At 63.7% G+C, this 24,692-nt stretch carries 28 protein-coding genes; 13 read left to right on the top strand and 15 right to left on the bottom strand.

Translation table 11 applies throughout. The features are described 5' to 3' along the window. The first annotated feature begins 69 nt into the window (after positions 1-69). From def to truA, 6 genes are all read left to right on the top strand, one after another. Positions 70-600, top strand: coding sequence for a peptide deformylase (gene def, locus DZG07_RS00550; RefSeq protein ID WP_119813527.1), 531 nt, complete (start codon positions 70-72; stop codon positions 598-600). Positions 601-697: 97 nt separating this feature from the next. Further along, complete coding sequence (locus DZG07_RS00545; protein ID WP_162931524.1) at positions 698-997, top strand: plasmid stabilization protein; 300 nt, start codon at positions 698-700, stop codon at positions 995-997. Next, positions 994-1,419 carry a type II toxin-antitoxin system VapC family toxin gene (locus tag DZG07_RS00540; RefSeq protein ID WP_091917377.1) on the top strand — a complete coding sequence of 142 codons (426 nt, stop codon included), beginning with the start codon at positions 994-996 and terminating at the stop codon, positions 1,417-1,419. Before DZG07_RS00545 ends, DZG07_RS00540 begins: the two co-directional genes overlap by 4 nt. A 49-nt stretch (positions 1,420-1,468) precedes the next feature. After that, a complete protein-coding gene (gene fmt / locus DZG07_RS00535; protein WP_119821264.1) occupies positions 1,469-2,404 on the top strand; it encodes a methionyl-tRNA formyltransferase in 936 nt (311 codons plus the stop codon). Further along, entirely contained in the window at positions 2,401-2,901 is a 501-nt protein-coding gene (locus DZG07_RS00530) for an N-acetyltransferase (protein ID WP_119813526.1), read from the top strand. The genes fmt and DZG07_RS00530 overlap by 4 nt, the downstream gene beginning before the upstream one ends. A 9-nt stretch (positions 2,902-2,910) precedes the next feature. Beyond that, positions 2,911-3,654: a tRNA pseudouridine(38-40) synthase TruA gene (gene truA / locus DZG07_RS00525; protein WP_119813524.1), complete on the top strand. Its 744-nt coding sequence runs from the start codon at positions 2,911-2,913 to the stop codon at positions 3,652-3,654. Here the strand turns inward: truA and DZG07_RS00520 are convergent. From DZG07_RS00520 to DZG07_RS00510, 3 genes are all read right to left on the bottom strand, one after another. Further along, positions 3,648-4,244 carry a transporter gene (locus tag DZG07_RS00520; protein ID WP_119813522.1) on the bottom strand — a complete coding sequence of 199 codons (597 nt, stop codon included), beginning with the start codon at positions 4,242-4,244 and terminating at the stop codon, positions 3,648-3,650. The genes truA and DZG07_RS00520 overlap by 7 nt on opposite strands. 4 nt (positions 4,245-4,248) lie before the next feature. Beyond that, the gene (gene dapE / locus DZG07_RS00515; RefSeq protein ID WP_119813520.1) at positions 4,249-5,442 is read right to left on the bottom strand and encodes a succinyl-diaminopimelate desuccinylase; all 1,194 of its coding nucleotides are present in this window, start codon (positions 5,440-5,442) and stop codon (positions 4,249-4,251) included. A gap of 83 nt (positions 5,443-5,525) precedes the next feature. Beyond that, on the bottom strand, positions 5,526-5,954 hold the full coding sequence (locus DZG07_RS00510; protein ID WP_119813518.1) for a helix-turn-helix domain-containing protein: 429 nt from the start codon (positions 5,952-5,954) through the stop codon (positions 5,526-5,528). 105 nt (positions 5,955-6,059) lie between these two features. On the opposite strand from DZG07_RS00510, the gene DZG07_RS00505 reads away from it, so the two are divergent. From DZG07_RS00505 to DZG07_RS00495, 3 genes are all read left to right on the top strand, one after another. Continuing rightward, positions 6,060-7,040, top strand: coding sequence for a zinc-binding dehydrogenase (locus tag DZG07_RS00505; protein ID WP_119813516.1), 981 nt, complete (start codon positions 6,060-6,062; stop codon positions 7,038-7,040). A 99-nt stretch (positions 7,041-7,139) separates the two neighbouring features. Continuing rightward, positions 7,140-8,150: a 2-dehydropantoate 2-reductase gene (locus DZG07_RS00500; RefSeq protein WP_119813514.1), complete on the top strand. Its 1,011-nt coding sequence runs from the start codon at positions 7,140-7,142 to the stop codon at positions 8,148-8,150. 85 nt (positions 8,151-8,235) lie between these two features. Next, on the top strand, positions 8,236-8,958 hold the full coding sequence (locus tag DZG07_RS00495) for an HAD family hydrolase (protein WP_119813512.1): 723 nt from the start codon (positions 8,236-8,238) through the stop codon (positions 8,956-8,958). Here the strand turns inward: DZG07_RS00495 and DZG07_RS00490 are convergent, their stop codons facing one another. Genes DZG07_RS00490 through dapD form a run of 3 tightly spaced genes read right to left on the bottom strand, consistent with a single transcriptional unit; the run spans position 8,959 to position 10,936 of the window. Then, positions 8,959-9,672: a hypothetical protein gene (locus DZG07_RS00490; protein ID WP_119813510.1), complete on the bottom strand. Its 714-nt coding sequence runs from the start codon at positions 9,670-9,672 to the stop codon at positions 8,959-8,961. It lies immediately after the preceding gene. A 33-nt stretch (positions 9,673-9,705) separates the two neighbouring features. Then, the gene (locus DZG07_RS00485; protein ID WP_162931523.1) at positions 9,706-10,068 is read right to left on the bottom strand and encodes a DUF805 domain-containing protein; all 363 of its coding nucleotides are present in this window, start codon (positions 10,066-10,068) and stop codon (positions 9,706-9,708) included. A gap of 13 nt (positions 10,069-10,081) precedes the next feature. Next, positions 10,082-10,936: a 2,3,4,5-tetrahydropyridine-2,6-dicarboxylate N-succinyltransferase gene (gene dapD, locus DZG07_RS00480; protein ID WP_119813506.1), complete on the bottom strand. Its 855-nt coding sequence runs from the start codon at positions 10,934-10,936 to the stop codon at positions 10,082-10,084. Between the two features lie 147 nt (positions 10,937-11,083). Here dapD and DZG07_RS00475 point away from each other — a divergent pair, with 147 nt between their 5' ends. From DZG07_RS00475 to DZG07_RS00465, 3 genes are all read left to right on the top strand, one after another. Then, positions 11,084-11,923 (top strand): LOG family protein, encoded by an 840-nt coding sequence (locus DZG07_RS00475; protein WP_091917390.1) that lies wholly within the window; start codon positions 11,084-11,086, stop codon positions 11,921-11,923. A 339-nt stretch (positions 11,924-12,262) separates the two neighbouring features. After that, positions 12,263-12,682, top strand: coding sequence for a hypothetical protein (locus DZG07_RS00470; protein WP_119813505.1), 420 nt, complete (start codon positions 12,263-12,265; stop codon positions 12,680-12,682). 60 nt (positions 12,683-12,742) lie between these two features. Then, a complete protein-coding gene (locus DZG07_RS00465) occupies positions 12,743-13,705 on the top strand; it encodes a DUF1775 domain-containing protein (protein ID WP_119813503.1) in 963 nt (320 codons plus the stop codon). 9 nt (positions 13,706-13,714) lie between these two features. On the opposite strand, the gene DZG07_RS00460 is transcribed toward DZG07_RS00465, so the two are convergent. Both DZG07_RS00460 and DZG07_RS00455 read right to left on the bottom strand, forming a co-directional pair. Then, positions 13,715-14,599, bottom strand: coding sequence for a DUF817 domain-containing protein (locus DZG07_RS00460; RefSeq protein ID WP_119813501.1), 885 nt, complete (start codon positions 14,597-14,599; stop codon positions 13,715-13,717). A gap of 72 nt (positions 14,600-14,671) precedes the next feature. Beyond that, positions 14,672-15,382: a pyrimidine 5'-nucleotidase gene (locus DZG07_RS00455; RefSeq protein WP_091917394.1), complete on the bottom strand. Its 711-nt coding sequence runs from the start codon at positions 15,380-15,382 to the stop codon at positions 14,672-14,674. A 160-nt stretch (positions 15,383-15,542) separates the two neighbouring features. On the opposite strand from DZG07_RS00455, the gene DZG07_RS00450 reads away from it, so the two are divergent. Beyond that, positions 15,543-16,304, top strand: coding sequence for a GGDEF domain-containing protein (locus DZG07_RS00450; protein WP_119813499.1), 762 nt, complete (start codon positions 15,543-15,545; stop codon positions 16,302-16,304). A 43-nt stretch (positions 16,305-16,347) separates the two neighbouring features. Here DZG07_RS00450 and DZG07_RS00445 read toward each other — a convergent pair whose 3' ends face one another. From DZG07_RS00445 to DZG07_RS00415, 7 genes are all read right to left on the bottom strand, one after another. Then, on the bottom strand, positions 16,348-17,226 hold the full coding sequence (locus DZG07_RS00445) for an energy transducer TonB (protein ID WP_119813498.1): 879 nt from the start codon (positions 17,224-17,226) through the stop codon (positions 16,348-16,350). Further along, a complete protein-coding gene (exbD, locus tag DZG07_RS00440) occupies positions 17,223-17,672 on the bottom strand; it encodes a TonB system transport protein ExbD (RefSeq protein WP_091917397.1) in 450 nt (149 codons plus the stop codon). Before exbD ends, DZG07_RS00445 begins: the two co-directional genes overlap by 4 nt. A gap of 14 nt (positions 17,673-17,686) precedes the next feature. Beyond that, positions 17,687-18,664 carry a tonB-system energizer ExbB gene (gene exbB / locus DZG07_RS00435; RefSeq protein ID WP_162931522.1) on the bottom strand — a complete coding sequence of 326 codons (978 nt, stop codon included), beginning with the start codon at positions 18,662-18,664 and terminating at the stop codon, positions 17,687-17,689. Positions 18,665-18,888: 224 nt separating this feature from the next. Next, entirely contained in the window at positions 18,889-20,604 is a 1,716-nt protein-coding gene (locus tag DZG07_RS00430; RefSeq protein ID WP_119813496.1) for an ABC transporter ATP-binding protein, read from the bottom strand. Positions 20,605-20,669: 65 nt separating this feature from the next. After that, positions 20,670-21,770, bottom strand: coding sequence for a siderophore-interacting protein (locus tag DZG07_RS00425; protein ID WP_119813495.1), 1,101 nt, complete (start codon positions 21,768-21,770; stop codon positions 20,670-20,672). 15 nt (positions 21,771-21,785) lie between these two features. Further along, positions 21,786-23,774: a Fe(3+)-hydroxamate ABC transporter permease FhuB gene (fhuB, locus tag DZG07_RS00420; RefSeq protein ID WP_119813494.1), complete on the bottom strand. Its 1,989-nt coding sequence runs from the start codon at positions 23,772-23,774 to the stop codon at positions 21,786-21,788. Next, entirely contained in the window at positions 23,767-24,597 is an 831-nt protein-coding gene (locus tag DZG07_RS00415; protein ID WP_245429558.1) for an iron-siderophore ABC transporter substrate-binding protein, read from the bottom strand. The genes fhuB and DZG07_RS00415 overlap by 8 nt, the downstream gene beginning before the upstream one ends. Positions 24,598-24,692: the final 95 nt, after the last annotated feature.

Genomic DNA, 24,692 nt, shown 5'->3' with positions numbered 1-24,692 from the left:
GATCAAAACGAGAACATCATGAAAGGCAAACAGTTGACGCTTTTCTTGCGACGTCTTAGGTGAGGCGACATGACGATAAAGCCGCTGATCATCCTTCCCGATCCCTTGTTGCGCCAGCTTTCCAAGCCGCTGGAGCGCGTCGACGATTCGCTGCGCAAGCTGGCCGACGATATGCTGGAAACAATGTATGACGCGCCGGGCATCGGGCTGGCAGCGATCCAGATCGGCGAGCCGCTGCGCATGCTGGTGATCGATCTCGCCAAGGAAGACGAGAAGCCGGCGCCGCAGGTGTTCATCAATCCGGAAGTGCTGGAAAGTTCGGATGAGCGCTCGGTCTATGAAGAAGGCTGCCTGTCGATCCCGGATTATTATGCCGAGGTCGAGCGTCCGGCTTCGGTGCGGTTGAAATTCCTCGACCGCGACGGCAAGGAACAGGAAGTCACCGCCGACGGCCTGCTGGCCACCTGCCTGCAGCACGAGATCGACCATCTCAACGGCGTGCTCTTCATCGACCACATCTCCAAGCTCAAGCGCGACATGGTGGTGAAGAAGTTCAAGAAACTCGCCAAGGACCGCCCGCCGAGCCGCATGGTGGGGTGAGGGCGGCCGTTTCTGGCTGCCTCCCGCGCTTGATTTCCACCCGGTTTGCGATTTTCGCAAAGTTTGATATCATTGATATCAAACGATGGAGGCTGTCATGGGCGACATGCTGATCAGGGGTATTCCCGAGCCACTTAAAAGAGAGATTACCCAGGCTGCACAACAAGGTGGCTTGAGCCTGTCCGCAAAGGCTATCGAGCTTTTGCACAAGGGCATCGTCGCTGAACGCAGTGCATCATCGTCTGGCCGTTCGGCGTGGGATGCGTTGCGTTCCGCGTTCGAGGAAGCAGGGGCCATTGGTGACGAGTTCCCAAAAATCATGGACGAGATCGAAGCGGAACGGAAACGTGACTTTGGCCGCCCGGTGGATTTCGGCAGGGACGATGACGATCAATGATCGTTCTCGATACGAATCTCGTTTCTGAGGCAAGCAAACCCAAGCCCGACGCGAATGTTCTGATCTGGTTCCAGAAACAGGACGTTCTCGATCTTTATCTTTGCGGGCCGGTGGTCATGGAACAAGCCTACGGCGCCGAGAAGTTCCTGAACAGGACGGGGTCTGACCGTTATATCCGCGTGCTCGACCATGTCGTTTCCCAGCAGTTCGCAGGCCGTATTATCGAGTTTAGCGGCTCGGTTCCGCGTCTTACCGGAAAGCTGAGGGCAGTAAGAGAAAAGTCCGGACGACCGATAAGCCTGCCCGACGCCATGATCGCCGCGATCTGCCTTGCGCATGACGCGACGCTGGCCACGCGCAATGTCCGTGACTTCGACGGGCTTGACCTGAAGCTCGTAAACCCGTTTGAAGCGGGGGCGTGACGGCACGGTCAAGGCCGCGCCGTCGCAACAGGAACAACCGGACGACAGAATGCCCCTTCGCGTCATCTTCATGGGAACGCCGGATTTTTCCGTGCCCACGCTTCGCGCCATCGCTGAAGCCGGGCACGAGATCGTCTGCGTCTACACGCAGCCGCCGCGCCCGGCGGGCCGGCGCGGGCTGGAACTGACGCCGTCGCCGGTGCAGCGCGAGGCCGAAAGGCTGGGCGTGGAAGTGCGTTCTCCGGTGTCGCTGAAAGGCGAGGCCGAGCAGGCGGCGTTCTGGGCGTTGAATGCCGATGTCGCCGTCGTCGTCGCCTATGGGCTGCTGCTGCCGAAGCCGATTCTCGAGGGGACAAGGCTCGGCTGCTACAACGGCCACGCTTCGCTTCTGCCGCGCTGGCGCGGGGCGGCACCCATCCAGCGGGCGATCATGGCGGGCGATCCCGAGACCGGCATGATGGTCATGAAGATGGATATCGGCCTCGACACCGGGCCGGTGGCGCTGACCGAACGCGTGACGATCGGCCCGGACATGACGGCGGGCGAACTGCATGATCGGTTGATGAGCGTCGGCGCGGAATTGATGGTCGCGGCGCTGGGCAGGCTGGAGCAGAATAACTTGCCGCTTACCGCACAGGCGGAAGACGGCGTGGTCTACGCGAAAAAGATAGACAAGGCCGAGACCCGCATCGACTGGCATCAGCCGGCGCGTGATGTGCACAACGGCATTCGCGGCCTGTCGCCCTTTCCGGGCGCGTGGTGCGAGATGGAGACCGGCGGCAAGGTGGAGCGGCTGAAGCTGCTGCGCACGACGCTGGCCAATGGTTCGGGCGCTCCGGGCGAAATCCTGGACGAACGTCTGGCCATTGCCTGCGGAGACGGTGCCGTGCGACTGCTGGAAGTGCAGCGCGCAGGCGGCAAGGCGGTCAACGCGGAAGAGTTTTTGCGCGGCGCAAAGCTCGGCAAGGGCGCGAGGCTCCTATGAACGATGTCGTCATCAGGCCGGCAGAAGAACGCGACCGCGCGGGTATTCACCAAGTCGAGGAACGCGCCTTCGGCCAGGCTGGCGAAGCGACGCTGGTCGACCGGCTGGTGGCGGATGGCGACGTGGTGCTGGAACTGGTCGCCGAAAAGGAAGACCGTATTGTCGGCCATGTCTTGTTTTCCCGGCTAACGGTTGAAGAGAATGGCGAGGGCTTTGCCGCCGTGGCGCTGGCCCCGCTTGCCGTCGATCCCGATCTGCACTGCCAGGGCATCGGCGGTGCGCTGGTTCGCGAAGCACATGAACGGCTGAAGCAGGCCGGCGAAAAGCTTTCGATCGTGCTTGGCGATCCGGCCTATTACGGCCGGTTCGGTTATCACCGGTCCGGCGCCGAGAAATTCGACAGCGACTATCAGTGCGATGCGTTGCAGGCGCTTGCCTGGAGCGAAGCGCCATCGACCGGCAGGCTGATCTACGCGCCTGCCTTCAGCGCGTTGTGAGTTAAAAGTATGCCGCGCTACCGCCTCGACATCGAATATGATGGCACCGCCTATGCCGGCTGGCAGCGGCAGGACGGGCCTGCCACTGTGCAGGGCGCGATCGAACAGGCGATCAAGGGTTTTTCCGGCGAGGACGTGACGCTGCGCGGTGCTGGTCGCACCGACGCCGGCGTTCATGCGACCGGGCAGGTCGGCCATGTCGATCTCACCAAGGCATGGCGCGACGATACGGTGCGCGATGCCATCAACGCTCATCTGCAGATGGCAGGGGCGGCCGTGGCGATCCTCGCTGCATATGCCGTGCCGGACGATTTCGATGCCCGCTTTTCGGCGACCGGCCGGCAATATCTCTACCGCATACTGAACCGCCGCGCGCCGGCAGCGCTCGAGCGCAACCGGGTCTGGGTGGTGCAGAAGAAGATCGATGCCGACGCCATGCATGAGGCAGCACAGGTTCTGGTCGGGCGGCACGATTTCACGACATTCCGCTCGCTGCAGTGCCAGGCTTCGAGCCCGCTGCGTACGCTTGAGCGCTTCGATGTCGTGCGCAAAGGCGACGAGATCGAAATCCACGCGGCTGCGCGTTCCTTCCTGCACAATCAGGTGCGCTCGATGGTCGGCACCATCAAGCGGGTCGGCGAGGGCGCGTGGTCGGCTGCCGATGTTAAAGCCGCGCTCGAGGCGAAGGATCGAGCCGCCTGCGGCTCAGTGGCGCCGCCTTTTGGGCTCTATCTGACCAAGGTCGATTACTGAGGAAATGATATTCCGAGCAGCGATTGAAGTGCGATGAGCACGACGACCGAGGCGACGAACATGCCGGCAAAGACGGCACTGCCGACAGCCGGTCCCTTGGCGATGATGGCATTGGTGAGCCGCCAGGTCAGCACCATGGAAAGCACGAAGACGGCGAAGGATACTGCGACCACCAATTGTGAGTCCGCTGTCGTGAACAGCCGCAGGAGTGCCGCCGGCAGCACCAGCCAGGACAGGATTACCGAAGCCCAGTTGGTGGCCACGACATAATGCACGAAGCGGTCGCGGATGCCGGCCATGGGCGCGATGAAGGCCAGTGCGACCAGCGGCAGAACCCAGGCGCCCAGATCGACCGCAGCAAGACGCAGGAAATAGGAAAACCGGCTCGACGACGCCATCGGATCGGCGCCGAGCTCGCTTGCCGTTCCGGCCCAGCCGACGAACAGCGGCGGCAGTGCAATGACGATGGCGAAGAACGAATTCCAGAAGCCGTCGGCGGAAAGATCGAGCAGGGCGACGCCGTCGCGCTTGCCCATCATCAGCCGCCAGGCCCCGGCCAGATATCGCTGGATGTCGTCGCCGGGCGGCATCGCGTCAGCCCCGTTCGAACCAGTCTTGAATGAACCTGCCATATATCTCGGTCAGGGTTTCGAGGTCGGCAAGCGGTACGCGCTCGTCCACCATGTGCATGGTCTTGCCGACGAGGCCGAACTCGACGACCGGGCAATAATCCTTGATGAAGCGGGCATCGGAGGTGCCGCCTGAGGCGGAAAGCGCCGGCTTGGCTCCGGTGACGGCATGAACCGAGCCGCTCAGCGTTTCGATCAGCTTGTCGTCGCGTGTCAGGAAGACATGGCTAGGCCGGTCGCGCCAGGTGATGTCGAACTCGATCGGCTCCTTGCGCCCCTTGCGGTATTTCTTGCGGCCGCTGGCGACATCGAGCCGGTTGTGGATCTCGGCCTGAAGGGTCTCGGCGGTCCATGTGTCGTTGAAGCGGATGTTGAACGCCGCCGTCGCCTTGGCGGCAATGACATTGGCGGCAGGGTTGCCGACGTCGATCGAGGTTATTTCGAGGTTGGTCGGCTGGAAATCCTTGGTGCCCTTGTCGAAGGCCGGATTGGTCAGCGCATCGACCAGCGTCATCAGACCGCGCACAGGGTTGTCGGCAAGATGCGGATAGGCGACATGGCCCTGGCGTCCATGCACGGTGACGATGCCGGAGATCGAGCCGCGCCGGCCGATCTTGATCATGTCGCCGAGCTTGTCGGGATTGGTCGGCTCGCCGACGATCGCCGCGTCCCACTGCTCGCCCTTGCCGGCGGCCCAGTCCAGCAGCTTGATCGTGCCGTTGACCGCCGGGCCTTCCTCGTCGCCGGTGATCAGCAGCGACACGGAGCCCTTCGGATTGCCGTGCTTCTCGACATGGCGGGCAAGGGCGGCGACGAAGCAGGCGATGCCGCCCTTCATGTCGACCGCGCCGCGCCCATACATCTCGCCATTGTGGATGTCGGCCGAAAAGGGCGGGTGCGTCCAGGCGGCCTCGTCGCCGACCGGCACCACGTCGGTATGGCCGGCAAACATCAGATGCGGGCCGTTGCCGGAAAGCCGGGCGTAGAGATTTTCGATGTCAGGCGTGCCGTCCTCGGAAAATGTCGGACGCTCGACCGTGAAGCCGAGCGGCTTCAGCAAGGTTTCGAGCGCGCTCAGCGCGCCGCCCTCGGCGGGCGTCACCGACGGGCAGCGGATAAGGGCGGCGAGGTTTTCGGCGGGATCTTTGGGCATGCTCATGAACAAGGCAGATAATGCAAAGCGCGCGTTCTGTCACGGACGATGAGGCGCCGGCATTGGTCCATCAGGGGCTTGTCACGGGGTCAGGTTAACGAAGTGTGGGGTTCGCGGCGATTTCGGCCGTCAAAGTGATCGCTGGCGGCGCGCACCGGCTTGATCACGCATTCGGCGATTCGGTCCAGTTCATTCAGTTCGGCGGCATGTCGCTGGCCCCACTCGCAGAGCGCGAGCAGCACGGGCTGCAGACTAAGTCCAAGGGCCGTCGCGGAATAATCGACGCGAGGCGGAACCTGGCGGAAGATCTCGCGATGGACGAGACCGTGCTCTTCCATTTCGCGAAGCTGCTGGATCAGGACCTTCTGGCTGATATCCGGGATCAGCCGCTTGAGCTCCGACAGCCGTTTGGGCGTTTCGAACAGATGATAGAGGATCACCGGCTTCCAACGCCCGGAAATCACCCTCAATGCTCGCTCTGCCGGAAGCGCCGGCAGCCTTTTGATGATCTCGGCCATGGTTACCTTCTGGTCTGTATGGAACGAAAGGGTGTGTAGAACCGGCTACGCCTGTACACATAGGTAAGGGCAAACACCAAGCCAATATCGTGAGGTCGATTTGCCATGAAAGCTGTTCAGCTAAGCCGCTTCGGTGGCCCGGATGTCCTTGAAATCATTGAAGTCCCAGCACCGGTTCCTGCTCCCGGCGAGGTGCTGGTCCGGGTGCGCGCCTCCGGCGTGAACTTCTTCGAAGTGCTGATGCGCCGGGATCGTTACGCCGTGACGCCGGACCTGCCGATGATCTTCGGCGCCGAGGTTGCCGGTGTCGTCGAGGCGCTCGGGGCAGATGTCGGTTCCGTCGAGATCGGCGCGCGCGTCGCGGTCCCGATGTTCGCCATCGGCAGAGGCTCCGGCGGATATGCGGAATATGTCGCCGTCGACGCCGCTTCCGTGGTGAGACTGCCCGACAACCTGTCCTTCGAAGACGCGGCTGCCCTGATGATCCAGGGGCTGACGGCACTGCATCTCATCCGGCAGAGCCCGCCGAAGGACAAGACGGTGCTGGTGAATGCCGCAGCCGGCGGCGTCGGTTCGCTGCTCGTGCAACTGGCAACACGCGCCGGCGCGAAATGCGTCATCGCTGCGGCGAGCACGCAGGAGAAACGCGATCTGGCGCGCTCGCTGGGCGCGGATATCCCGATCGATTACACCGCATCCGATTGGGCCGGCCGTGTCCGCGATGCGACCGGCGGCATCGGTGCCGATATCGTCTACGAATTTGTCGGCGGGGCGCTCACCAGGGCTTCTCTTGAGGCTCTGGCGCCGTGCGGCGAAATTGTCTTCGGGGCGCTGGGCAGGTTCGATCTCGATGCCGCCGATCTGGAGGGAATGTTCAACAAGAACCAGTCTCTGCGCGGCTTCGCCCTGCTTCCTCTGCTGACGCCAGCCAACCTTAAATCCGATCTCGCGGAACTCTTCGAGGAGGCCGCGAGCGGCAGGCTCAAAGTTCTGCAAGGCGTAAGCTATCCGCTTGACCAGGCGGCTGAGGCACACAAGGCAATCGAGGAACGGCGCACGACCGGCAAGGTTGTTCTGATCCCCTGACGACTTTGCTCCGGGAAGCCGCTCAGACCTCGCGTTGCGTCTGGGATGGTGTTTAAAAGTCCTTGCGCCCTATAGTCTTCGGCGCAGCAGGATTTTCCGATGGTCTCAAACAGCGCTTCGATCGTCATTGCCGGTGCCGGCAGCATTGGCTGCTATGCCGGCGCCTGCCTGGCGCTGGCCGGGCGCAAGGTCACGCTGCTGGCGCGGCCGCGGGTCGTCTCGGCGATCGAGGACGGCGGATTGCAAGTCTCCGATCTCGACGGATTGGACCGGCTTCTGCCGGCCGGCAGTTTAACCGTCACAGACGATCCGAAGGCGGCGCTTGCCGGTGCCGATGTCATTCTGGTGACGGTCAAGAGCGGGGCGACGGAGGAAATGGCCGGGCTGATCGCGACTCATGCGCCCGAGCAGGCCGTGATTGTCAGCCTGCAGAATGGCGTCGACAATGTCGACAGGCTGCGCTTAGCGCTTGGCGGGCGCAATGTTCTGGCGGGCATGGTGCCGTTCAACGTGATCCAGTCCGGTGAGAGCGAGCGTCCCCTGCGCGTCCACCGCGCCACCAGCGGAACGGTGCTGATCGAGGGTCTCGCCGAACTGCTGAATGTCGAAGGCTTTGCCATCGCCGAGCATGGTGACATCAAAGCCGTGCAATGGGGCAAGCTGCTGTTCAACCTCGGCAACGCGCTCGTCGCCCTCTCGGACCTGCCGCTTGCGACCATGCTGTCCGACCGGCGCTGGCGCCGGTTGCTGGCGGCGCAGATGGCCGAGGGCCTTGCGACGATGCGGGCTGCCGGCATCAAGCCGGGGAGGGTCACGGGACCGCCGCCTGCGCTGATACCCACGCTGTTGCGGCTGCCCAACTGGCTGTTTCTGCGGCTAGCGCGGCGAATGCTGGCAGTGGACCCCTCCGCGCGCTCTTCCATGTGGGAGGATCTGGCGCGAGGACGGCCGACCGAGATCGAGTACCTGCAGGGCAAGGTGCTGGCGCTGGCGCGCAACACCGGAACGCCTGCGCCGGTCAATGCGCGGGTTGCCGCCCTGATCCACGACGCCGAAGCGAAAAAGGCCGGCCCGCCGGGGCTGTCGCCGGAGGCCATTTCCGGCGGCTAGCGCTTTGCGCCTTCACGCCGGCCGCAGGGCCGTTGCACGGCGACTGCCACTGGCGCCAGGGCGACGGCAAACATATGTTGCGCCGATGACGATTCTGCCCTCGAAACAACCGCTGACCACAATCGGTTTTGATGCCGACGACACGCTGTGGCAGAACGAACAGTTCTTCCGCACGACCGAGCAGCATTTTGCTTCCCTTCTGGCCGAGCATGCCGAGGGTCACGACATCCACGCAAGGCTGCTCGAGGCGGAGAAGCGCAACCTCGTCCTCTACGGTTTCGGCATCAAGGGTTTTACGCTGTCGATGATCGAAACGGCCGTGGAGATCAGCGAGGGCCGCGTACCGGCCAGCGTCATCCGCGAGATCCTGGCCGCCGGCCGGGATATGCTGAGCCATCCGGTCGAGACCTTGCCCAATGTGCGCGAGACGCTGGAGGAACTGGCGGGAGCCTACCGCCTGGTGCTGATCACCAAGGGCGATCTGTTCGATCAGGAACGCAAGCTGGCGCAGTCGGGTCTGGGCGAACTGTTCGACGCCGTCGAGATCGTCAGCGACAAGACCGCCTCGACTTACGAGCGCATCTTTACCCGCCATGGCGACGGACCGGACCGTGCGATGATGATCGGCAATTCGCTCAAATCCGATGTCGTTCCGGCGATCGAGGCTGGAAGCTGGGGTGTTTATGTCCCGCACGACCTGACCTGGGTGCTGGAACATGTCGACGAGCCGACCGATGCGCCACGGTTCCGGCGACTGGAGCATCTTGGAGAGCTCGCAGGGCTGATTGAGGCGCTGAAAGCCGGTTGATTAGCCGGCTTTTGTCCGGGCCGTATCCTCGATCATCATGATCTTCTGCCAGATCTTTCGCGACAGGTTGGAGCCAAGGCTTTCGATGTCGTTGACGGCATCGACGACCACGTCGTCATTGACCGACTGTGCGAAGAGGGCGGCGAGCTTGCCGGTGATCGACAGCATTTCCGAGCAGTAGTCGAGATAGCGGGCGAGATCGGCCTTGTTGGTGATGCGCGCCGGCGAGTTTGCCGTCGGCTTGAAATTGGCCGACAGCACAACCGGGTCCTTGGTCAACTGGTGCATATCGATGACATGGATCAGCGAGCGCAGCCCATGCAGGGCGCGAAAGACGCGCTTGCGCTTGATGCGCTCCTCGGCGCGCACGAGCGCCAGAAAGCCGAGGGCGGCGAGGATCAGCGTGTTGAGCGAGGCCTCGATGCCCTGGACGAAATCGAAGGCGCCGGTGGAGATGCGGTCGAAGGACAGGAAGGTGCCGACGAACAGAAAGACCGAACCGCCGGCGAGGATGGCAAAACCGATAAGCGCGCGCAGCCACCAGATCGGCGCTTCAAGCGCTTTCGCCGTGCCGGTCAGGTCGCGCGACAGCGAAACGAGTTCGGTCGCGACTTTTCGCAGGCCCGAATCCGGGAAGCGTTCGGCAACGCGCAGCTCCAGCGCCTCCGCGGTGGCGATGATCTTTGCCGGATCGAGCGTGCGGTAGCCTGTCATGCGCTGTGCCCGATGGATGACTGTCTGTTGGTTCTAGCTCGCCGAGTCGGTGCGTTGTCCATAGCGGTTCGCTCCAGCGGTTCCCGGGGGAAAGCAGAGGAGGATGAAGGCAATGATGTCTCCGATCGGGAAGAGCAGGCTCCACCAGCCGGAACGGTCGAAGTCATGCAGCCGCTTCACGGCGAGCGCGATATGGGAAACGATCAGCACGGCGAACATGGCGATGAACACGCTTGCCCAGTGATTTATCACTGTTTCGTCCCCTTCCGCCGCGATCATGCGATAGACCGGATAGAGCCTGATCACATAGAGAAGCAGTCCGGCAAGCGCGAAGGCCTGCCGGCTGATCCGGCCGGAAAAGCCGAAGAAGACCCAGAGAATCTGCTGGCGGTTCACCCTTATGCCCCGCTCAATCGCGCAACAGCTCGTTGATCGAGGTTTTGGAACGGGTCTGGGCATCGACGCGCTTGACGATGACGGCGCAGTAGAGGCCCGGTCCCGGTTCGCCGTTGGGGAAAGGCTTGCCCGGCAGCGAGCCGGCGACGACGACGGAATTGGCCGGCACTTCGCCATAGGTGATCTCGCCGGTGGCACGGTCGACGATCTTGGTCGACTTGCCGATGAAGACGCCCATGCCAAGCACCGAACCCTCGCGCACGATGCAGCCTTCGACGACCTCGGAGCGCGCGCCGATGAAGCAGTTGTCCTCGATGATCGTCGGGCCGGCCTGCATCGGTTCCAGAACGCCGCCGATGCCGACGCCGCCTGACAGGTGAACATTCTTGCCGATCTGCGCGCAGGAGCCGACCGAAGCCCAGGTGTCGACCATGGTGCCGGAATCGACATAGGCGCCGAGATTGACGAAGGACGGCATCAGGATGGCATTCGGCGCGATATAGGCCGAGCGGCGCACGACGCAGTTGGGCACGGCGCGGAAGCCGGCCTTCTCGAAATCGATCGCGCCCCAGCCGGAAAACTTCGACGGAACCTTGTCCCACCAGACCGAATCGGCCGGACCGCCCTTGACGATCTCCATCGGGTTAAGGCGGAAGGATAAAAGCACCGCCTTTTTCAGCCATTGATTGACCTTCCAAGCGCCGTCATCCTGACGCTCGGCAACACGGGCAGCACCCCGGTCGAGAAGATCCAGTGCGCTCTCGATCGCCTCGCGCGCTTCGCCGCGCGTGGCGGTGGTGATCGCCTCGCGTTCCTCGAACGCCTTTTCGATTGTCGCTTCGAGGCTGGCAAGGTCGGTTTTCGACATGAAAGGCTCCGTGATACGTGCTGTTAAGGCGCAGGCCGTTAGACTGTTTTTAAGGTCGCGCGGACCCTATGTCAGGGCTTACAAAGGGTCAATCATCGCATTGTCGCGGGGACCGCCTCGCGGGCAGGAATTGGACGGAAAAAGCATATGAATCCTATGGAAAAGGCGGGATGGACACCGCTTCCGCATTCAGACGAGGATCTGGAGCGGTCAAAGGCGGTTCCCGACACGCCGCAGACGCGCGCCGCGACCTATCGTCTTGCCTGGAACGACGAAGAGTTCATGACGCGCCGCGAGCTGCGCGCGGTACGCCTGCAACTCGAACTGCTCAAGCCGGAAATGATCCTGGCCGAACGCGGCATCCGCTCGACAGTCATCCTGTTCGGCGGCGCGCGCATTCCCGAGCCGGGCGGCGAGGCCTGGGCCGCCAAGGACGAGACGCAGAAGAAGAACCTCGAAAAGAACAGCAAATATTACGACGAGGCGCGCAAATTCGCGCAGATCTGCTCGCGCCATTCGGAGGCATCCCACTATCGCGAGTATGTCGTGGTGACCGGCGGCGGACCGGGCGTCATGGAAGCCGGCAACCGGGGTGCGGCCGATGTCGGCGCGCCGTCGATCGGCCTCAACATCGTGCTGCCGCATGAGCAGGCGCCGAACATCTACGTCACGCCGGAACTGTGCTTCAACTTCCACTATTTCGCCATCCGCAAGATGCATTTCGTCATGCGCGCCAAGGCGGTGGCGGTGTTCCCCGGCGGCTTCGGCACCATGGACGAGTTCTTCGAGACGCTGACGCTGATCCAGACCGGCCGCATGGAACGGGTGCCGGTGATCCTGTTCGGCAAGGAATTCTGGAAGCGCGCCATCGATCTCGATTACCTCGCCGAACAAGGCACGATCTCGCCCGGCGATCAGGACATCATCGACTTCGTTGATACGGCAGACGAGGCGTGGGAGATCATCGCCGAGTTTTATAAGCTTTAGGGGGAGTTTTGGTGGTCTGAGGTGACTGACCACTTCCTCGCCCAATTGCATAGAATTCGACCCCCACTCCGTCTCGGCTTCGCCGATCCACCTCTCCCCCGTTCGACGGGGGAGAGGAAACGTCTGCAAGGTTGGCGTCCTTCCTCTCCCCTTTTGAGGGGGAGAGGTGGATCGGCGAAGCCGAGACGGAGTGGGGGTAGGCTGTGCCATGTGCGATTGCCCTACCGGCAAGAGCGAGGGCAATTTCTGCCCAGCACTGCCCTCCGAAACCGGCCGCGCGGCGATGCCGCATCGGGAAACGCTGGAAAGCGGCTGCCCGTTCGGCTAGAGCTTTTCGTCATGGGATTGAAGCAAGCATCGACGGGATGGTTTGCCGCGCTTCGGCGCGACCGCCGGCTGTTTGCACTTGCAGCAACGCTGGTTCTGGTGGCGCATGTGTTCCAGCCGCTCGCCGAGGCGAGGGCTGCCAATACCGCCAACGCCTGGATCATCTGCACCACGTTCGGGATGCAGACGGCGACGCCAGACGGCAAGCAATTGCCGCCTATCGGTGCCGCTGACGACTGCCCGACCTGCATCGGCGGGCCGTGCGCCGGCATGGCAGCACCGCTCAAGATCGAGCCGTCCTTTGAGGCGGCGTTTCCGGCGCTGGTCGAAAGTCGCGGCCAGCTGTTCGCCTCGTTCGAAGCGAAAATTCCGCCGGACCGGCTGAATGAGCCGCCGCCGGCAATCCGCGCACCGCCATCCATTCTCGCCTGAAACAAGCCTGCTTCCGCAGAATGCGGGAGAAACTGTTTTTGGACGCGAGAGGAAAACCCAATGCGCCGACTTATCTTGCCATTTGCCGCAGCCTGCGCGCTGACGGCCGCTTCGATCATCACCGCCCACGCCCATGCGTCGCTCGAAAAGAGCGAGGCCACGCCCGGCTCCTATAAGGCCGTGCTGAAAATCCCGCATGGCTGTGACGGCCAGGCCACCACCACGGTGCGCATCGACATCCCGGAAGGTTTTATAGACGCCAAGCCGATGCCGAAAGCGAACTGGACGCTCGCCACCGAGAAGGGTGATTTCGCCAAGACCTACAAGCTTCACGGCCAGGAGGTGAAGTCCGGCGTCAAATCCGTGACCTGGAGCGGCGGCTTCCTGCCGGACGAGTATTACGACGAGTTCGTCGTCAGCGGCACGCTGGCCGGCGTCGAGGAAGGGCAGACACTGTTCTTCAAGGCCAAGCAGATTTGCGACAAGGGCCAGGTGACATGGGACCAGGAGCCGGCTGAGGGACAGGATCCGCATTCGCTCGAACATCCGGCTCCGTCTGTGACCATCCTGGCCGCGCAGAGCGGGCATGGCGGCCATGCCGGTCATGATATGGCGGCTCCCGTCAAGGCGGGCGATCTGGAAATCGACGGCGCCTGGGCGCGCGCCATGCTGCCCGGCCAGCCGACCGGCGGCGCCTATCTGACGGTCGTCAACAAGGGTGCTGCCGCTGACAGACTGATCGGCGCTTCCTCGCCTGCCGCCGGCAAGGTCGAGGTCCACACCATGTCGATGAAGGACAATGTCATGGTGATGCGCCCGGTCGAGGGCGGGCTGGAGATTCCGGCAGGCACCACCGTCGAGCTGAAGCAGGGCGGGGAGCATCTGATGTTCATGGCCGTCAAGGAGCCGTTCAAGCAAGGCGCCTCGGTTCCCGTCACGCTGGAATTCGAGAAGGCCGGCAAGGTCGAGGTGACGCTGCCGGTCAAGGCTGCGTCCGGCGGCGACGATCACTCCGAGCACTAAGTTTGCGCGCTACTCGGCGGCCGCTGGTTTCAAGGTGGCCGCCGGTATCTCGTAACGCTGCGGTCTGTGAACCAGCGTCACCAGCACGAACGAGATGATCATCAGGAGATACCAGGCGCCGAGTTTCTGGATGGAAACCGGCGTCCAGCCCTCATGCTGGCCGGGATAGATCCAGGCGCGCGACCATGTGCCGATGTTTTCGGCGAACCAGATGAACAGCGCCACCAGCAGGAAACCCAGCAGCAGCGGCATGCGATGGCGGAAGCGGAAGACGCGGTAATGCACGGTCGTTCGCAGAAAAAGCACCGCCGTGACGGCGAACAGGCCGTAGCGCATGTCGGCAATGAAATGATGGGCGAAGAAGTTGGCATAGATCGCGGCGGCCAGCAGCGCCGTTGCCCATAGAGGCGGATAGTTGCTGTAGCGCATGTCGAAAATGCGCGAGACGCGCGCCAGATAGGAGCCGACGGCGGCATACATGAAGCCGGAGAACAACGGCACGCCGCCAAGCCGGAAGAAGCTTTCCTCGGGATAAATCCATGAGCCCGCCGACGTCTTGAATATCTCCATCAGTGTGCCGACGATGTGGAAGATCAGGATGACCTTGGCTTCCGAAACGGTCTCGAGCCTGAAGATGAGCATCGAAAGCTGGATGGCCAGGGCTGCCAGAAACAGGAAATCGTAGCGCGCGAGCGCGATGCCATCGGGCCAGAAAAGTTTTGTCGCGATGATCAGCGCCAGCATCGCGCCGCCGAACAGGCAGGCCCAGGCCTGCTTCAGCCCAAAGACGAGAAACTCGACCAGCCCGCCATAAAGCCCACTGGCCGGCAGCCGGTCGAGCACGGCATGGGCGCCGGCGTCGATGCGGGCTTCCAGCGATGTGAAGCGTCTCAAAAGAAATGCAGCGATCGAGCCACTCGATTCGTCCCCGTTCTGATGCTCAGAAACAGGGCCAATATGGCTGAATCAGGGTTGCGCAGGATTGACGATCGTCCGCAGGAAGGCGGCGAGATCGTCGGTGACGAAGTCGACCGCGTCATCGAAAGCCGGGTCGCGTTCCCAGATTTCGGAAAAAGTCGGCTCGAAATTGTTGGGCACGATCAGCACGGTCTTCATGCCCAGCGCCTTGGGCACGATCAGGTTGCGGGCGAGGTCTTCGAACATCACCGCGTTCGGCCCGGCGATGCCGTGAAGCGCCAGGAACCGGTCATAGGTTTCGGGCGCGGGCTTAGGCGTCAGCCCCGCCGCGACGATGTCGAATATGTCGTCGAAATTGTCGAGGATGCCGAGCTCGCCCGCCGTGCGCTCGGCGTGGCCGCGGTCGCCATTGGTGAAGATGAACTTGCGGCCGGGCAGCGCCTTGATCGCTTCGCCCAGTGCCGGGTCGGGCTTCAGCCAGGAATAATCGATGTCGTGGACCTTGTTGAGGAAGTCGTCGGAATCGATCTGGTGGCGTTCCATCAGGCCCTTAAGCGTCGTGCCATATTCCAGATAGAGCTCCTTCTGCAGCTTGCGCGCCTCCTCGCGCGGCAATTGCAGCAGCTCCGACACATAGGCCGTCATCTTCACATCGATCTGCGAAAACAGGTTGGTGTGATGCGGATAGAGCGTGTTGTCGAGGTCGAACACCCAGTCGGTGACATGGGCAAAGAGGGCGGGCTCGGGAGACTGTGTCATAAAGGCCTTATGGCACGGTTCCGCGCGGTTGTGCCGGGGCTCGGGACAAAAATTTGTGAGCCAGGACGACCCGATCGCGCAATGGTTCAAATTTTAGCCAAGCCTGAAACGAGACCTTCAACGCTTCCTGTCAAACGAGGCCCGTAGCAGGGGGAAAGCAATGAAGAGCCTAATTCTCAGGTCGGCACTTGTTGCCGTCTCCGCCGCTATTGCTTCCGTCCTCATTGTGCTCGCAGTCGTTCCCGCACTGGGCGGCGTGATCGACGGCAATGCCTGGATGATGTGCATCCTGTGCCCGCTGGCGACGGCCTGGCCGGCCAGCGCCTACACCTTCTGGCAGAGCGATCGTCTCAAGCTGGCGCACCGCGAACTCGCAAGAACCCACGCCCAGCTTGCCGCCGCGCATCGGCGTCTCGAGGAAAAGGCAAGCCGCGATGACATGACCGGCATGCTCAACCGCGAGAGCTTTTTTGCCACACTTGATGCAACGCGGCGCCAGTCCGACCGGGGCGCGCTGCTAATCATCGATGCCGACCATTTCAAGAAGATCAATGACAGCTTCGGCCATCTCACCGGAGACGACGCGCTGATGGAAATCGCCGCGGCGATCACGCGCGGCGTGCGTTCGGGCGATATTGTCGGCCGTATCGGCGGCGAGGAATTCGGCGCCTTCCTGATCGGCGCCAGCGACAAGGAGGCGGCCTATGTGGCGGAGAGGATTCGGCGCGAGGTCGAGCTGACGAGGTTCCGTCCCGTCGACGAACGGACGATCCCGCTGACGGTCAGCATCGGCGGAACGCTCTGTCCGGCCAATGCCAATGTCTCGGAATTGATGCGTGTGGCCGACCGCCGCCTCTACGAGGCGAAGAACCGCGGCCGCAACCTGGCGATCGTAGAGCAGGACTTGCCGAGGGCGGCTTAACGCCGCTCGCTAGCGCCGAGACTAGTATCGATCGGCGCTCACTTCACTGGAATTTCACCGGGAGGGAAATCGGGTTTCTGGCAAAGGCTGGTTCCGGCGGTGCCGGCACTGGAGAGGAGCGCCATATCAGGTCGACCGCCGCCTGATCGAGTTCGCTGCTTCCGGACGACCGGGCAAGCCTCGCCGAAACGACATTGCCGCTGACGTCGATCCTGAACGTCACCTGTGCTGTGCCGGTGTCCTTGGCCGAGCTTCTTCGCGCACGCCGCGCGATCCACGCCTGCACCTTCGATGACCACTTCGCCGGGCTGACGCTTGGGGCCGTGGAAGCCTGTCTCTGAACCACGCGCTTTTCAGTCGGCTTCGTTTCCTTTTCGGCAACGTCTGCCTGTCTCTTCGGCGCGGGCTTCTCCTTCTTGACGACTTCCTTTTTCTTCTCGACCGGCTTCTTTGGTTCTTCGCGGACCACAGGGCGAGGCTGCGGCAAGGGGATCGCCACTTCCGGGGTTATCGCCTCTACGACCTCCGGCTCGATTTCCTCAACAGGTTCGGCCTCGGTCGCCGTTTCCGGCTCAGGCGTTTCAATGGGCTCCACCTCGTCGGGCTGGACAGGTTCTTCGACCGGCGTTTCGGCCACTTCCTCCTGCTGCTCGTCGACCGGTTCGATCGTCTGGTTGGGCGCTTCCTCGACCAGATTCTCCGGCTCGACTTCCTCCGGAACAGAAACGGGCAGCGGGGCGAGCTCGATCATCATCGCCGGCTCGGCTGCTTCGGTGCTGAGCTCTGGCGGCCGGGTGGACAGATAATAGGCCACGGAGGCGTGCGTGGTCAGCACCACCAGACCGGCTGCTGCCCACAGGCTGAATTCCCGCAGGCTCGGCAGCGCCGGAAAGGCGATATGGGTGTCGGCCCGCGCCGTCATTGCGCGGCTGCCGGTGCCTCGCCGGCAGGCAAGGTTTCCAGGCCGACCAAAGCGATCTTGAGGTAGCCGCTGTTGCGCAGGAGATTCATCACCTCCATCAGTTCGCCATAGCCAACGACCTTGTCGGCGCGCAGGAAGATGCGGGTTTCCTTGTCGCCTTTCGTCAGCCGGTCGAGCGTCTGCCCGAAGGCGGGGCGGTCGACGATTTCATTGCCGACTGCGAGGCTGAGATCGTCCTTCAGCGTCAGGAACAGCGGCTCTTCCGGGCGGGGTGCCGGCGTGGCCGTCGAGCCCGGCAGGTCGACATTGATGTCGACGGTGGCGAGCGGTGCCGCCACCATGAAGATGATCAGGAGGACGAGCATCACGTCGATGAACGGCGTAACGTTGATCTCGTGGTTTTCCTCGAGATCGTCGCCAAAACTCTCGCGGATTTTTCCGGCCATGGTCTTAGCCTTTCCTACGCCGCTGCTCTTACGGGCAGGTGACGGAAATCGAGATCGCGGCTGACCAGCCGCTCAACGCCCGCCGACGCGTCTGCCAGTACCTGCCGATAGCCGGTGATCGAGCGGGCAAAGACGTTGTAGATGACAACCGCAGGAATGGCGGCGACCAGCCCGAGCGCGGTCGCGAGCAGCGCTTCGGCAATGCCGGGCGCGACGACGGCGAGATTTGTCGTTTGCGATTCGCTGATGCCGATGAAGGCGTTCATGATGCCCCAGACGGTGCCGAACAGGCCGACGAAGGGTGCCGTCGAGCCGATGGTGGCGAGCACGCCGGTGCCGCGCGACATGCGCCGGCCGGCCTGCGCCTCGATCCGCGACAGGCGCGAGGAAACGCGCTCCTTCAGGCCATCGCCTTTGGCGTGGTCTATGGCTGCGGCCGACATTTCCACTTCCTGTTCGGCCGCACGCAGCAGCAGCGCGCCTGCGCCGCCACGTCCGTTCAGCTGGCGGCTGGCTTCGCTCAGGCTGCGCGCGCCAACGATGATGGCAACGGCACGGCGGGCGCGCATGACGGCACCTGCCAGCTCCAGCGACTTTGCCAGCCACACGGTCCAGGTGACGAGTGAGGCGAAGGCCAGGCCGATCATCACGCCTTTGACCACGATGTCGGCGGCCATGAACATGCCCCAGGGCGAAAGGTCATGCGGGAGGTTCAATTCCACTGCCGACGGTTCCGCTGCCGGAGCCGCGGCTTCCGCGCCGGGGGTGCTGGAGGCCTCGGGCGCGGCCTGTGGCTGCGCAGGGGCTGCCGGCGCTGTCGTTGCGCCTGGAGCGGTCATGGCTGGCGGTGCGGGCTCTGCCGAAGGGGCTGGCGTTGCCGGCTGGGCCGACGGGGCCGGATTGACCGGTTCCTGCTGGGCGAGGCCGGCAGCGGGGAGGCACACGGCCGCAGAGGAGATGATGGCGGCGGCAAAAATCAGACGTCTCAACACAAGCTTTTCCTGTCGATCAGGTGTTCGTTCCTGCGGCGCAAGGCGGCTGGTGTCGAATCGGGAGCTTATCCCTCCGTCGGCTCTCGATCCCGAAACCGCTCGTCGCATTTCGGGATCATGCTCTAATGCGCCTTGCCCCAGACGACAAGAAAAATCTGGATAAAACCAGTCATATTTATGCGAACTTTAAAGCAAACCCTTTGGGAGAGCCGTCGGTTGAAGGCTCAGTTTCCATGCTGGGCCTTGTGCAACCTGCTGTAGAGCCCCCGCTTTGCCACCAGCTCCTCATGCGGGCCCTGTTCGGCAATGCCGGTATCGTCGACGACAACGATGCGATCGGCGTTGCGGATGGTCGCCAGACGGTGGGCGATGACCAGTGTCGTGCGGCCTTGCGAAAGCTCCGACAGCGATTGCTGGATCTCGCGTTCGGTCTGGGTGTCGAGCGCCGAGGTCGCCTCGTCGAGGATCAGGATCGGCGGGTTCTTCAGGAACATGCGGGCAATCGCCAGCCGCTGCTTTTGGCCGCCGGAAAGTTTTACGCCGCGTTCGCCGATTACCGTATCGAAGCCGAGCGGCATGGCGTCGATCATCTCGCCGAGGCGTGCGCGCCGCGCCGCCTCGATGATCTCACCTTCGCTGGCATCGAGGCGGCCATAGGCGATGTTTTCGCGGATGGTGCCGCCGAACAGGAACACGTCCTGCTGGACGATGCCGATCTGGCCGCGCAGCGAGGCCAGCGTCATCGAGCGGATGTCGATGCCGTCGATGGTGATCATGCCGCCATCGACCTCATAGAAGCGCGGCAGCAGGGAGCAGATGGTGGTCTTGCCGGCGCCCGAGGGGCCGACGAAGGCGACGGTCTTGCCGGCTTCGATGGTGAGGTCGATACCTCTGAGGATAGGCCGCTCGCCGCTGTAGCCGAAGGTGACGCCCTGATAGCGGATTTCGCCGGTCAATTGCGGTGCCACGATCGCGTCCGGCGCGTCGGCAATGTCCGGCTCGGTGTCGAGCAGGGCGGTGTAGCGCTGGAAGCCGGCAATGCCTTTCGGGTAGGTCTCGATCACCGAGTTGATCTTGTCGATCGGGCGGAAGAACACGTTGACCAGCAGCAGGAAGCCGACGAAGCCGCCATTGCTGAGCTCGCCGGTGAGCACCAGATAGCTGCCGGCGATCATGACGACGAGCTGGATCAGCCGCATGCTCATGTAGCTGAGCGAGGTCGACGCAGCCATGATCTTGTAGGCGTCGAGCTTGGTGCGGCGGTAGTTGGCGTTGTCGCGGGCAAACAGGCTGCGCTCATGGTCCTCGTTGGCGAAGGCCTGGACGACGCGCATGCCGCCGACATTTTCCTCGATGCGGACGTTGAAATCGCCGACGCGACCGTAGAGCGCCTGCCAGTTGCGCGTCATGCGGGCGCCGTAGTGGCTGGTCACCCAGGCGACCACCGGCACGATCGCCGCCGTGATCAGGGCGAGCTTCGCATTGACCGTGAACATCAGCGCGAAGGCGCCGAAGAAGGTCATGACTGCGATGAACAGGTCTTCCGGTCCGTGATGGGCGACCTCGCCGATCTCCTCCAGATCCTTGGTGACGCGGGCGACCAGATGGCCGGTCTTGTGGTTGTCGTAGAAGCGGAAGGAGAGTTTCTGCAGATGGTCGAAGCTCTTGCGGCGCATCTCCGTCTCGATGTTGATGCCCAGCATGTGGCCCCAATAGACCACCACCGCCATCAAGCCGGTGTTGACGAAATAGATCACCAGGAGGGCTGCCGAGGCGGCGATGATCCACGTCCATTCCTGCGATGGCAGAAGCTCGTCGACGAAGAGCTTTACCGCCATCGGAAAGCCAAGCTCCAGCAGGCCCGAAAGGACCGCGCAGCAGAAGTCGAGGATGAACAGCCCTTTATAGGGCTTGTAGTAGGAGAAAAATCGGCGAAGCATGATGTGGTTTCGGCAGTCCGGATTGGCTGGAATGTGGCGTCGTCCGTGACGCTGACGGACAGGCCTTATTCTTCATTCCTCGCATTGTCACCATCGAAACCGCGCCGCCAATAGGCCACGACGAGGTGATCTTCCCGGGCAAGCTTGCGCTCGCTGCGCAGATATTTGCGGATGGCGCGGAAGGCCTTGTGCTCGCAGCCGACCCAGGCGTAGACGCGCTTGCCGTCCTCGGCAGCCGGCCATTCCACCGCGCGGATGGCGTCTTCCAGCAGCGTGGTCGTGCCGGCTTGCGCGCCATTGCGGTGCAGCCAGCGCAGGTCGAGCTTCGCGGATGTCGGCAGTGGCTGTTCTTCCGTTGCGTCGGCGACCTCGATCAGTGCGGTGACCCTGGCGGTCTCAGGCAGATGCTCGAGAATGCGGGCGATGGCCGGAAGTGCGGTCTCGTCGCCGGCCAGCAGATGCCAATTGGCCTCCTCGATCCAGCCGCCGCCCGGACCGGTCATGCCGACGATGTCGCCGGCAACGGCGTTAGCGGCGAATGTCGCGCCGGGCGTGTCCGCGCCTTCATGAAGGACCATGTCGATCTCGACTTCGCCCTTCGCTGCATCGATGGCGCGGATGGTGTAGACGCGCGCCTGCGGGCGCTCCGTGCCCTTGGGCCAGCTTGGGCGGCCGTCTTCGCCGGTCACCGGCCATTGCGGCGTCTCGACGCCCTTGGGCGGAAACAGCAGCCGAATATGCAGGCCGCCGGTCTCGAAACGGGCAAGGTTTTCGCCGGCAAGCGTCACGCGCCGCATATGCGGGGTGACGCTGTGCGCGCGAACGACGCGCATTTCGCGGAAATAGGGCAGGGGCGCACCGGCAAAGCTGTCGCCGGACCATATGATGCTAGGATTTTCGCCCGGTGCGAATTCCAGCAGGTGCTCGGCCAGTGACAGCTTCACATAGGCAAAGTTGACCTCGTCGTCGCCCTCGGCATGAAGGGTCAGCGCATCGTCATGCGCCTCGAGAGCGGCGGAGCCGTAGAACGTGTCGATGCGCGCCTTGCGGTCGCTGAAAGAAACGTCGCCATGCTCGGCCATGTGGTCGCAAAGCCTTTTCATGACGTCGCCCGGCGCGGTCAGGAGGACGCGGGCGGAGGCCTTGAAGATCGGTTCGTTTTTCATGGCAAAGCTTTCATGTCAGTTCTGGCTGTGGCCTCTGCCGAGCAGCCAGACGAGGTAGGGACCGCCGAGCAGCGAGGCGAACAAGCCTAGCGGCAGCTGGTAGGGGAAGGCCGCCATGCGCGACAGCCAGTCGGAAAGGATCATAAGTGCTGCCCCGATGAGGATCGCGCCGGCCAGATGCGGCAGCACGCGGACAAGACCGATGAGCCGCGCCAGATGCGGCGCGATCAGCCCGATGAAGCTGAGCGGGCCGACGAACAGCGAGGCGGTTGCCGTCAGCAGGCCGGCAGCGAGCGTCAGCGCGATCTGGCTGCCGCGCGCGGGCAGGCCAAGCGCCTGCGTCGTTGTCGAGCCGAGCGGCAGTATTTCCAGCCAGCGCGCCATCAGCGGCAGCGGAGCCAGCAGCAGGACGGTGGCAAGCACTGCGAACCATGCCTGGTCCGGCGTCGCCTGATTGGTCGAGCCGCTGAGCCAGCGCAGCAGGCTGAACGCCTGCATGTTGCCGGTGGCGATGATGGCGGTGAGCACGGCGCTGCACAGCGCGCCCATGGCGACACCGGCAAGCAGCAGGCGCTCCGGGCCGAAGCCGCTGCGGCCGGCGATGACCAGCATCGCCGCCAGAACCGCGATGGCGCCCACAGCCGACCCGGCCAGCTGGATATCGAGACCGGGCGCGGCGAACAGGAAAAGCACGGCGGCGAGACCAACACCAGCGCCGGTGCCGACGCCAAGGATTTCGGGGCTGGCAAGCGGATTGCCGGTGACGCGCTGCAGGATCGTGCCGGCAGCGGCCAGCATGGCACCTGCGGCAGCCGCTATCACCACGCGCGGCGCACGCCACGGCAACAGGTCGGCAAGGAGATCGCCGGTCGCGAGGCTCCAGCCGGCCGGGTCGCGGCCGACGGCGAGTGCGATGCCGGCAAAGGCCAATGTGCACAGAGCGAGAGCTGCGAGCAGGATGAATGGCCGATGTGTCCGGCGCGATATCTGCTGCCGTGCATTGATAGCTGGCCATTCGAACATCCTGAGGCGCGGCAGCAGCCACAACAGCAGCGGTCCGCCGAGAAGTGCTGTCGCGGCACCGGTTGGCACCCGCTCGCCGCCACCGCCCGCGAAAAGCTGCACCAGCCCGTCGGCCAGCCACAGCAGGATCGCGCCGATGAGGGGCGCGGCGATCAGCTTCTCGCGCGGCGAACGCGCGCCGCTGAGATGGGCGAGCGCCGGCGCGGCAAGCCCGACGAAACCGATGACGCCGACCTGCGCCGTCACCGTCGTTGCCAGCCAAACGGCAATGGCGATGACAAGCAAACGCGTCGCGTGCAGGGCGACGCCGAGGCTGCGGGCATTGGCGTCGTCCAACCCGAGAATGGTGAGCGGGCGCAGAAGCAGGGTTGCCGCGATTGCGGCCAGCACGAGCCGGATGGCGATGTCGATCGTCGGCCCCCAGCTTTGCTGGGCAAGCGCGCCACCGCCCCAGATGAACAGCGAGAACATGTATTCGCCATTGGCGAGGATGAGCGCAGCACTTGCAGCCGTGGCCGTCAGCGCCACCATCATGCCGGCCAGCACCACCGAGACGGGCTCGAGCCCGCGTCGCCATGTCAGCGCCAGGATGAGCGCGACGGCCGTGATGCCGCCTGCCAGCGCTACCCCTTCGCGGGCATTCTCCATCAGCACCGGCGCATAGAGGGTTGCCGCCGCCATCGCCAGTTGCGCGCCCGCCGCAACGCCGAGCGTCGAAGGCTCGGCCAGCGGGTTGCGCAGCACGCGCTGCAACAGCAGGCCGGAAAGACCGAGTGCGGCCCCAGCTATGAGAGCGACGGCGGCGCGTGGCAGCACGCTGTAGAACAGGATGACGTTGTCGAGGGCGGCAATGTCGGGCGCGGAGATGCGGGCTGTCGCAAGATGGCTTGAAACCTGCACGCCGAGCAGGCCGGCTGCCAGCACGGCGAGAGCGCCCCAGAGCAGCGGCGGCCGCAAGGCGAACGTTGCGCGCTCAGCCATTTGCAGTCGCCTTGCGTGCGAGCATCGCTTCGCCGAACAACCGGGCAAAACGCCGCGCTGACGGCAGGCCGCCGAAATGGTTGACCGGTTCGATCGTCGCCACGCGGCCTTCGCGGACCATTGGCAGCGCCTGCCACAGCGCGCTTTCACCGAGCGTCCAGCGCGCTTCGGGCGGCACCGGCGAGACGATGACCAGCGATGCCTCGGGCACGCGCGCCAGCGCCTCGATGCCGACGGGTGCGGCGGCGGAATAGCTGGTGGCGTCCTTCCAGGCGTTTTCGAAGCCGAGCCGCGCAAGCACGTCGCCCGGCATCGAATCGGCACCGAAGGCGCGGAAATGGCGTGCGTCGCCGATGCTGACGACGAAGACCGGGCGGTCGGCATATTCGGCAAGTGCCTGGCGCAGGCCTGCGATCTGGTCGGCGCTTTCGGCGATCAGCCTGTCGGCCTCCGTCTCGTAGCCAAGCGCTTTGCCGAGCGCGCGCGTGGCTTCTTCGGCGAGTGCATAAGGTGGCGTGCCCGGCACATAGACCGGCACGGAAAACACCGGCGCGATGCGCTCCAGGCTGCCGCGCTGGCCTTCGTAGAAATTGGAGCTGAGGATGAGGTCTGGCGCCAGAGTGCGCAGCAATTCGTAATTCGGCGTGCCGCGCAGGCCGATGTCCGCGACGCTTTCGGGAACCTCCGGCTCCACCACGATCTTGCGGAACTGGATGAGTTCGGTCGCAGCGACCGGCACGACGCCGAGCGCAAGCGCTGTTTCCAGGACGGCCCAGTCGATCGCCGCGACGCGCCTGCCGGATCCACGCGCAGGAAGCGGCATGAAAAATGCGCCCATCGCAGCGGCCAGGACCTGGCGTCTGGTTATCGCAGTCCGGCCTTTTCCATAAGCCATCGGGGACGGTGTTACCCGTCCCC

The organism is Mesorhizobium sp. DCY119, assembly GCF_003590645.1.
In the GTDB taxonomy this organism is placed as follows: Bacteria; Pseudomonadota; Alphaproteobacteria; order Rhizobiales; family Rhizobiaceae; genus Mesorhizobium_M.
Note: the sequence above shows the minus strand (reverse complement) of the source record. Positions and strands in the feature narration are given on the sequence as shown.

Excerpts from the sequence above, each read along its gene's own strand:
- def (WP_119813527.1), top strand. The coding sequence starts at position 70 with ATGACGATAAAGCCGCTGATCATCCTTCCCGATCCCTTGTTGCGCCAG.
- DZG07_RS00545 (WP_162931524.1), top strand. The coding sequence starts at position 698 with ATGGGCGACATGCTGATCAGGGGTATTCCCGAGCCACTTAAAAGAGAG.
- DZG07_RS00540 (WP_091917377.1), top strand. The coding sequence starts at position 994 with ATGATCGTTCTCGATACGAATCTCGTTTCTGAGGCAAGCAAACCCAAG.
- fmt (WP_119821264.1), top strand. The coding sequence starts at position 1,469 with ATGCCCCTTCGCGTCATCTTCATGGGAACGCCGGATTTTTCCGTGCCC.
- DZG07_RS00530 (WP_119813526.1), top strand. The coding sequence starts at position 2,401 with ATGAACGATGTCGTCATCAGGCCGGCAGAAGAACGCGACCGCGCGGGT.
- truA (WP_119813524.1), top strand. The coding sequence starts at position 2,911 with ATGCCGCGCTACCGCCTCGACATCGAATATGATGGCACCGCCTATGCC.
- DZG07_RS00520 (WP_119813522.1), bottom strand. The coding sequence starts at position 4,244 with ATGCCGCCCGGCGACGACATCCAGCGATATCTGGCCGGGGCCTGGCGG.
- dapE (WP_119813520.1), bottom strand. The coding sequence starts at position 5,442 with ATGAGCATGCCCAAAGATCCCGCCGAAAACCTCGCCGCCCTTATCCGC.
- DZG07_RS00510 (WP_119813518.1), bottom strand. The coding sequence starts at position 5,954 with ATGGCCGAGATCATCAAAAGGCTGCCGGCGCTTCCGGCAGAGCGAGCA.
- DZG07_RS00505 (WP_119813516.1), top strand. The coding sequence starts at position 6,060 with ATGAAAGCTGTTCAGCTAAGCCGCTTCGGTGGCCCGGATGTCCTTGAA.
- DZG07_RS00500 (WP_119813514.1), top strand. The coding sequence starts at position 7,140 with ATGGTCTCAAACAGCGCTTCGATCGTCATTGCCGGTGCCGGCAGCATT.
- DZG07_RS00495 (WP_119813512.1), top strand. The coding sequence starts at position 8,236 with ATGACGATTCTGCCCTCGAAACAACCGCTGACCACAATCGGTTTTGAT.
- DZG07_RS00490 (WP_119813510.1), bottom strand. The coding sequence starts at position 9,672 with ATGACAGGCTACCGCACGCTCGATCCGGCAAAGATCATCGCCACCGCG.
- dapD (WP_119813506.1), bottom strand. The coding sequence starts at position 10,936 with ATGTCGAAAACCGACCTTGCCAGCCTCGAAGCGACAATCGAAAAGGCG.
- DZG07_RS00475 (WP_091917390.1), top strand. The coding sequence starts at position 11,084 with ATGAATCCTATGGAAAAGGCGGGATGGACACCGCTTCCGCATTCAGAC.
- DZG07_RS00470 (WP_119813505.1), top strand. The coding sequence starts at position 12,263 with ATGGGATTGAAGCAAGCATCGACGGGATGGTTTGCCGCGCTTCGGCGC.
- DZG07_RS00465 (WP_119813503.1), top strand. The coding sequence starts at position 12,743 with ATGCGCCGACTTATCTTGCCATTTGCCGCAGCCTGCGCGCTGACGGCC.
- DZG07_RS00455 (WP_091917394.1), bottom strand. The coding sequence starts at position 15,382 with ATGACACAGTCTCCCGAGCCCGCCCTCTTTGCCCATGTCACCGACTGG.
- DZG07_RS00450 (WP_119813499.1), top strand. The coding sequence starts at position 15,543 with ATGAAGAGCCTAATTCTCAGGTCGGCACTTGTTGCCGTCTCCGCCGCT.
- DZG07_RS00445 (WP_119813498.1), bottom strand. The coding sequence starts at position 17,226 with ATGACGGCGCGGGCCGACACCCATATCGCCTTTCCGGCGCTGCCGAGC.
- exbD (WP_091917397.1), bottom strand. The coding sequence starts at position 17,672 with ATGGCCGGAAAAATCCGCGAGAGTTTTGGCGACGATCTCGAGGAAAAC.
- DZG07_RS00430 (WP_119813496.1), bottom strand. The coding sequence starts at position 20,604 with ATGCTTCGCCGATTTTTCTCCTACTACAAGCCCTATAAAGGGCTGTTC.
- DZG07_RS00425 (WP_119813495.1), bottom strand. The coding sequence starts at position 21,770 with ATGAAAAACGAACCGATCTTCAAGGCCTCCGCCCGCGTCCTCCTGACC.
- fhuB (WP_119813494.1), bottom strand. The coding sequence starts at position 23,774 with ATGGCTGAGCGCGCAACGTTCGCCTTGCGGCCGCCGCTGCTCTGGGGC.
- DZG07_RS00415 (WP_245429558.1), bottom strand. The coding sequence starts at position 24,597 with ATGCCGCTTCCTGCGCGTGGATCCGGCAGGCGCGTCGCGGCGATCGAC.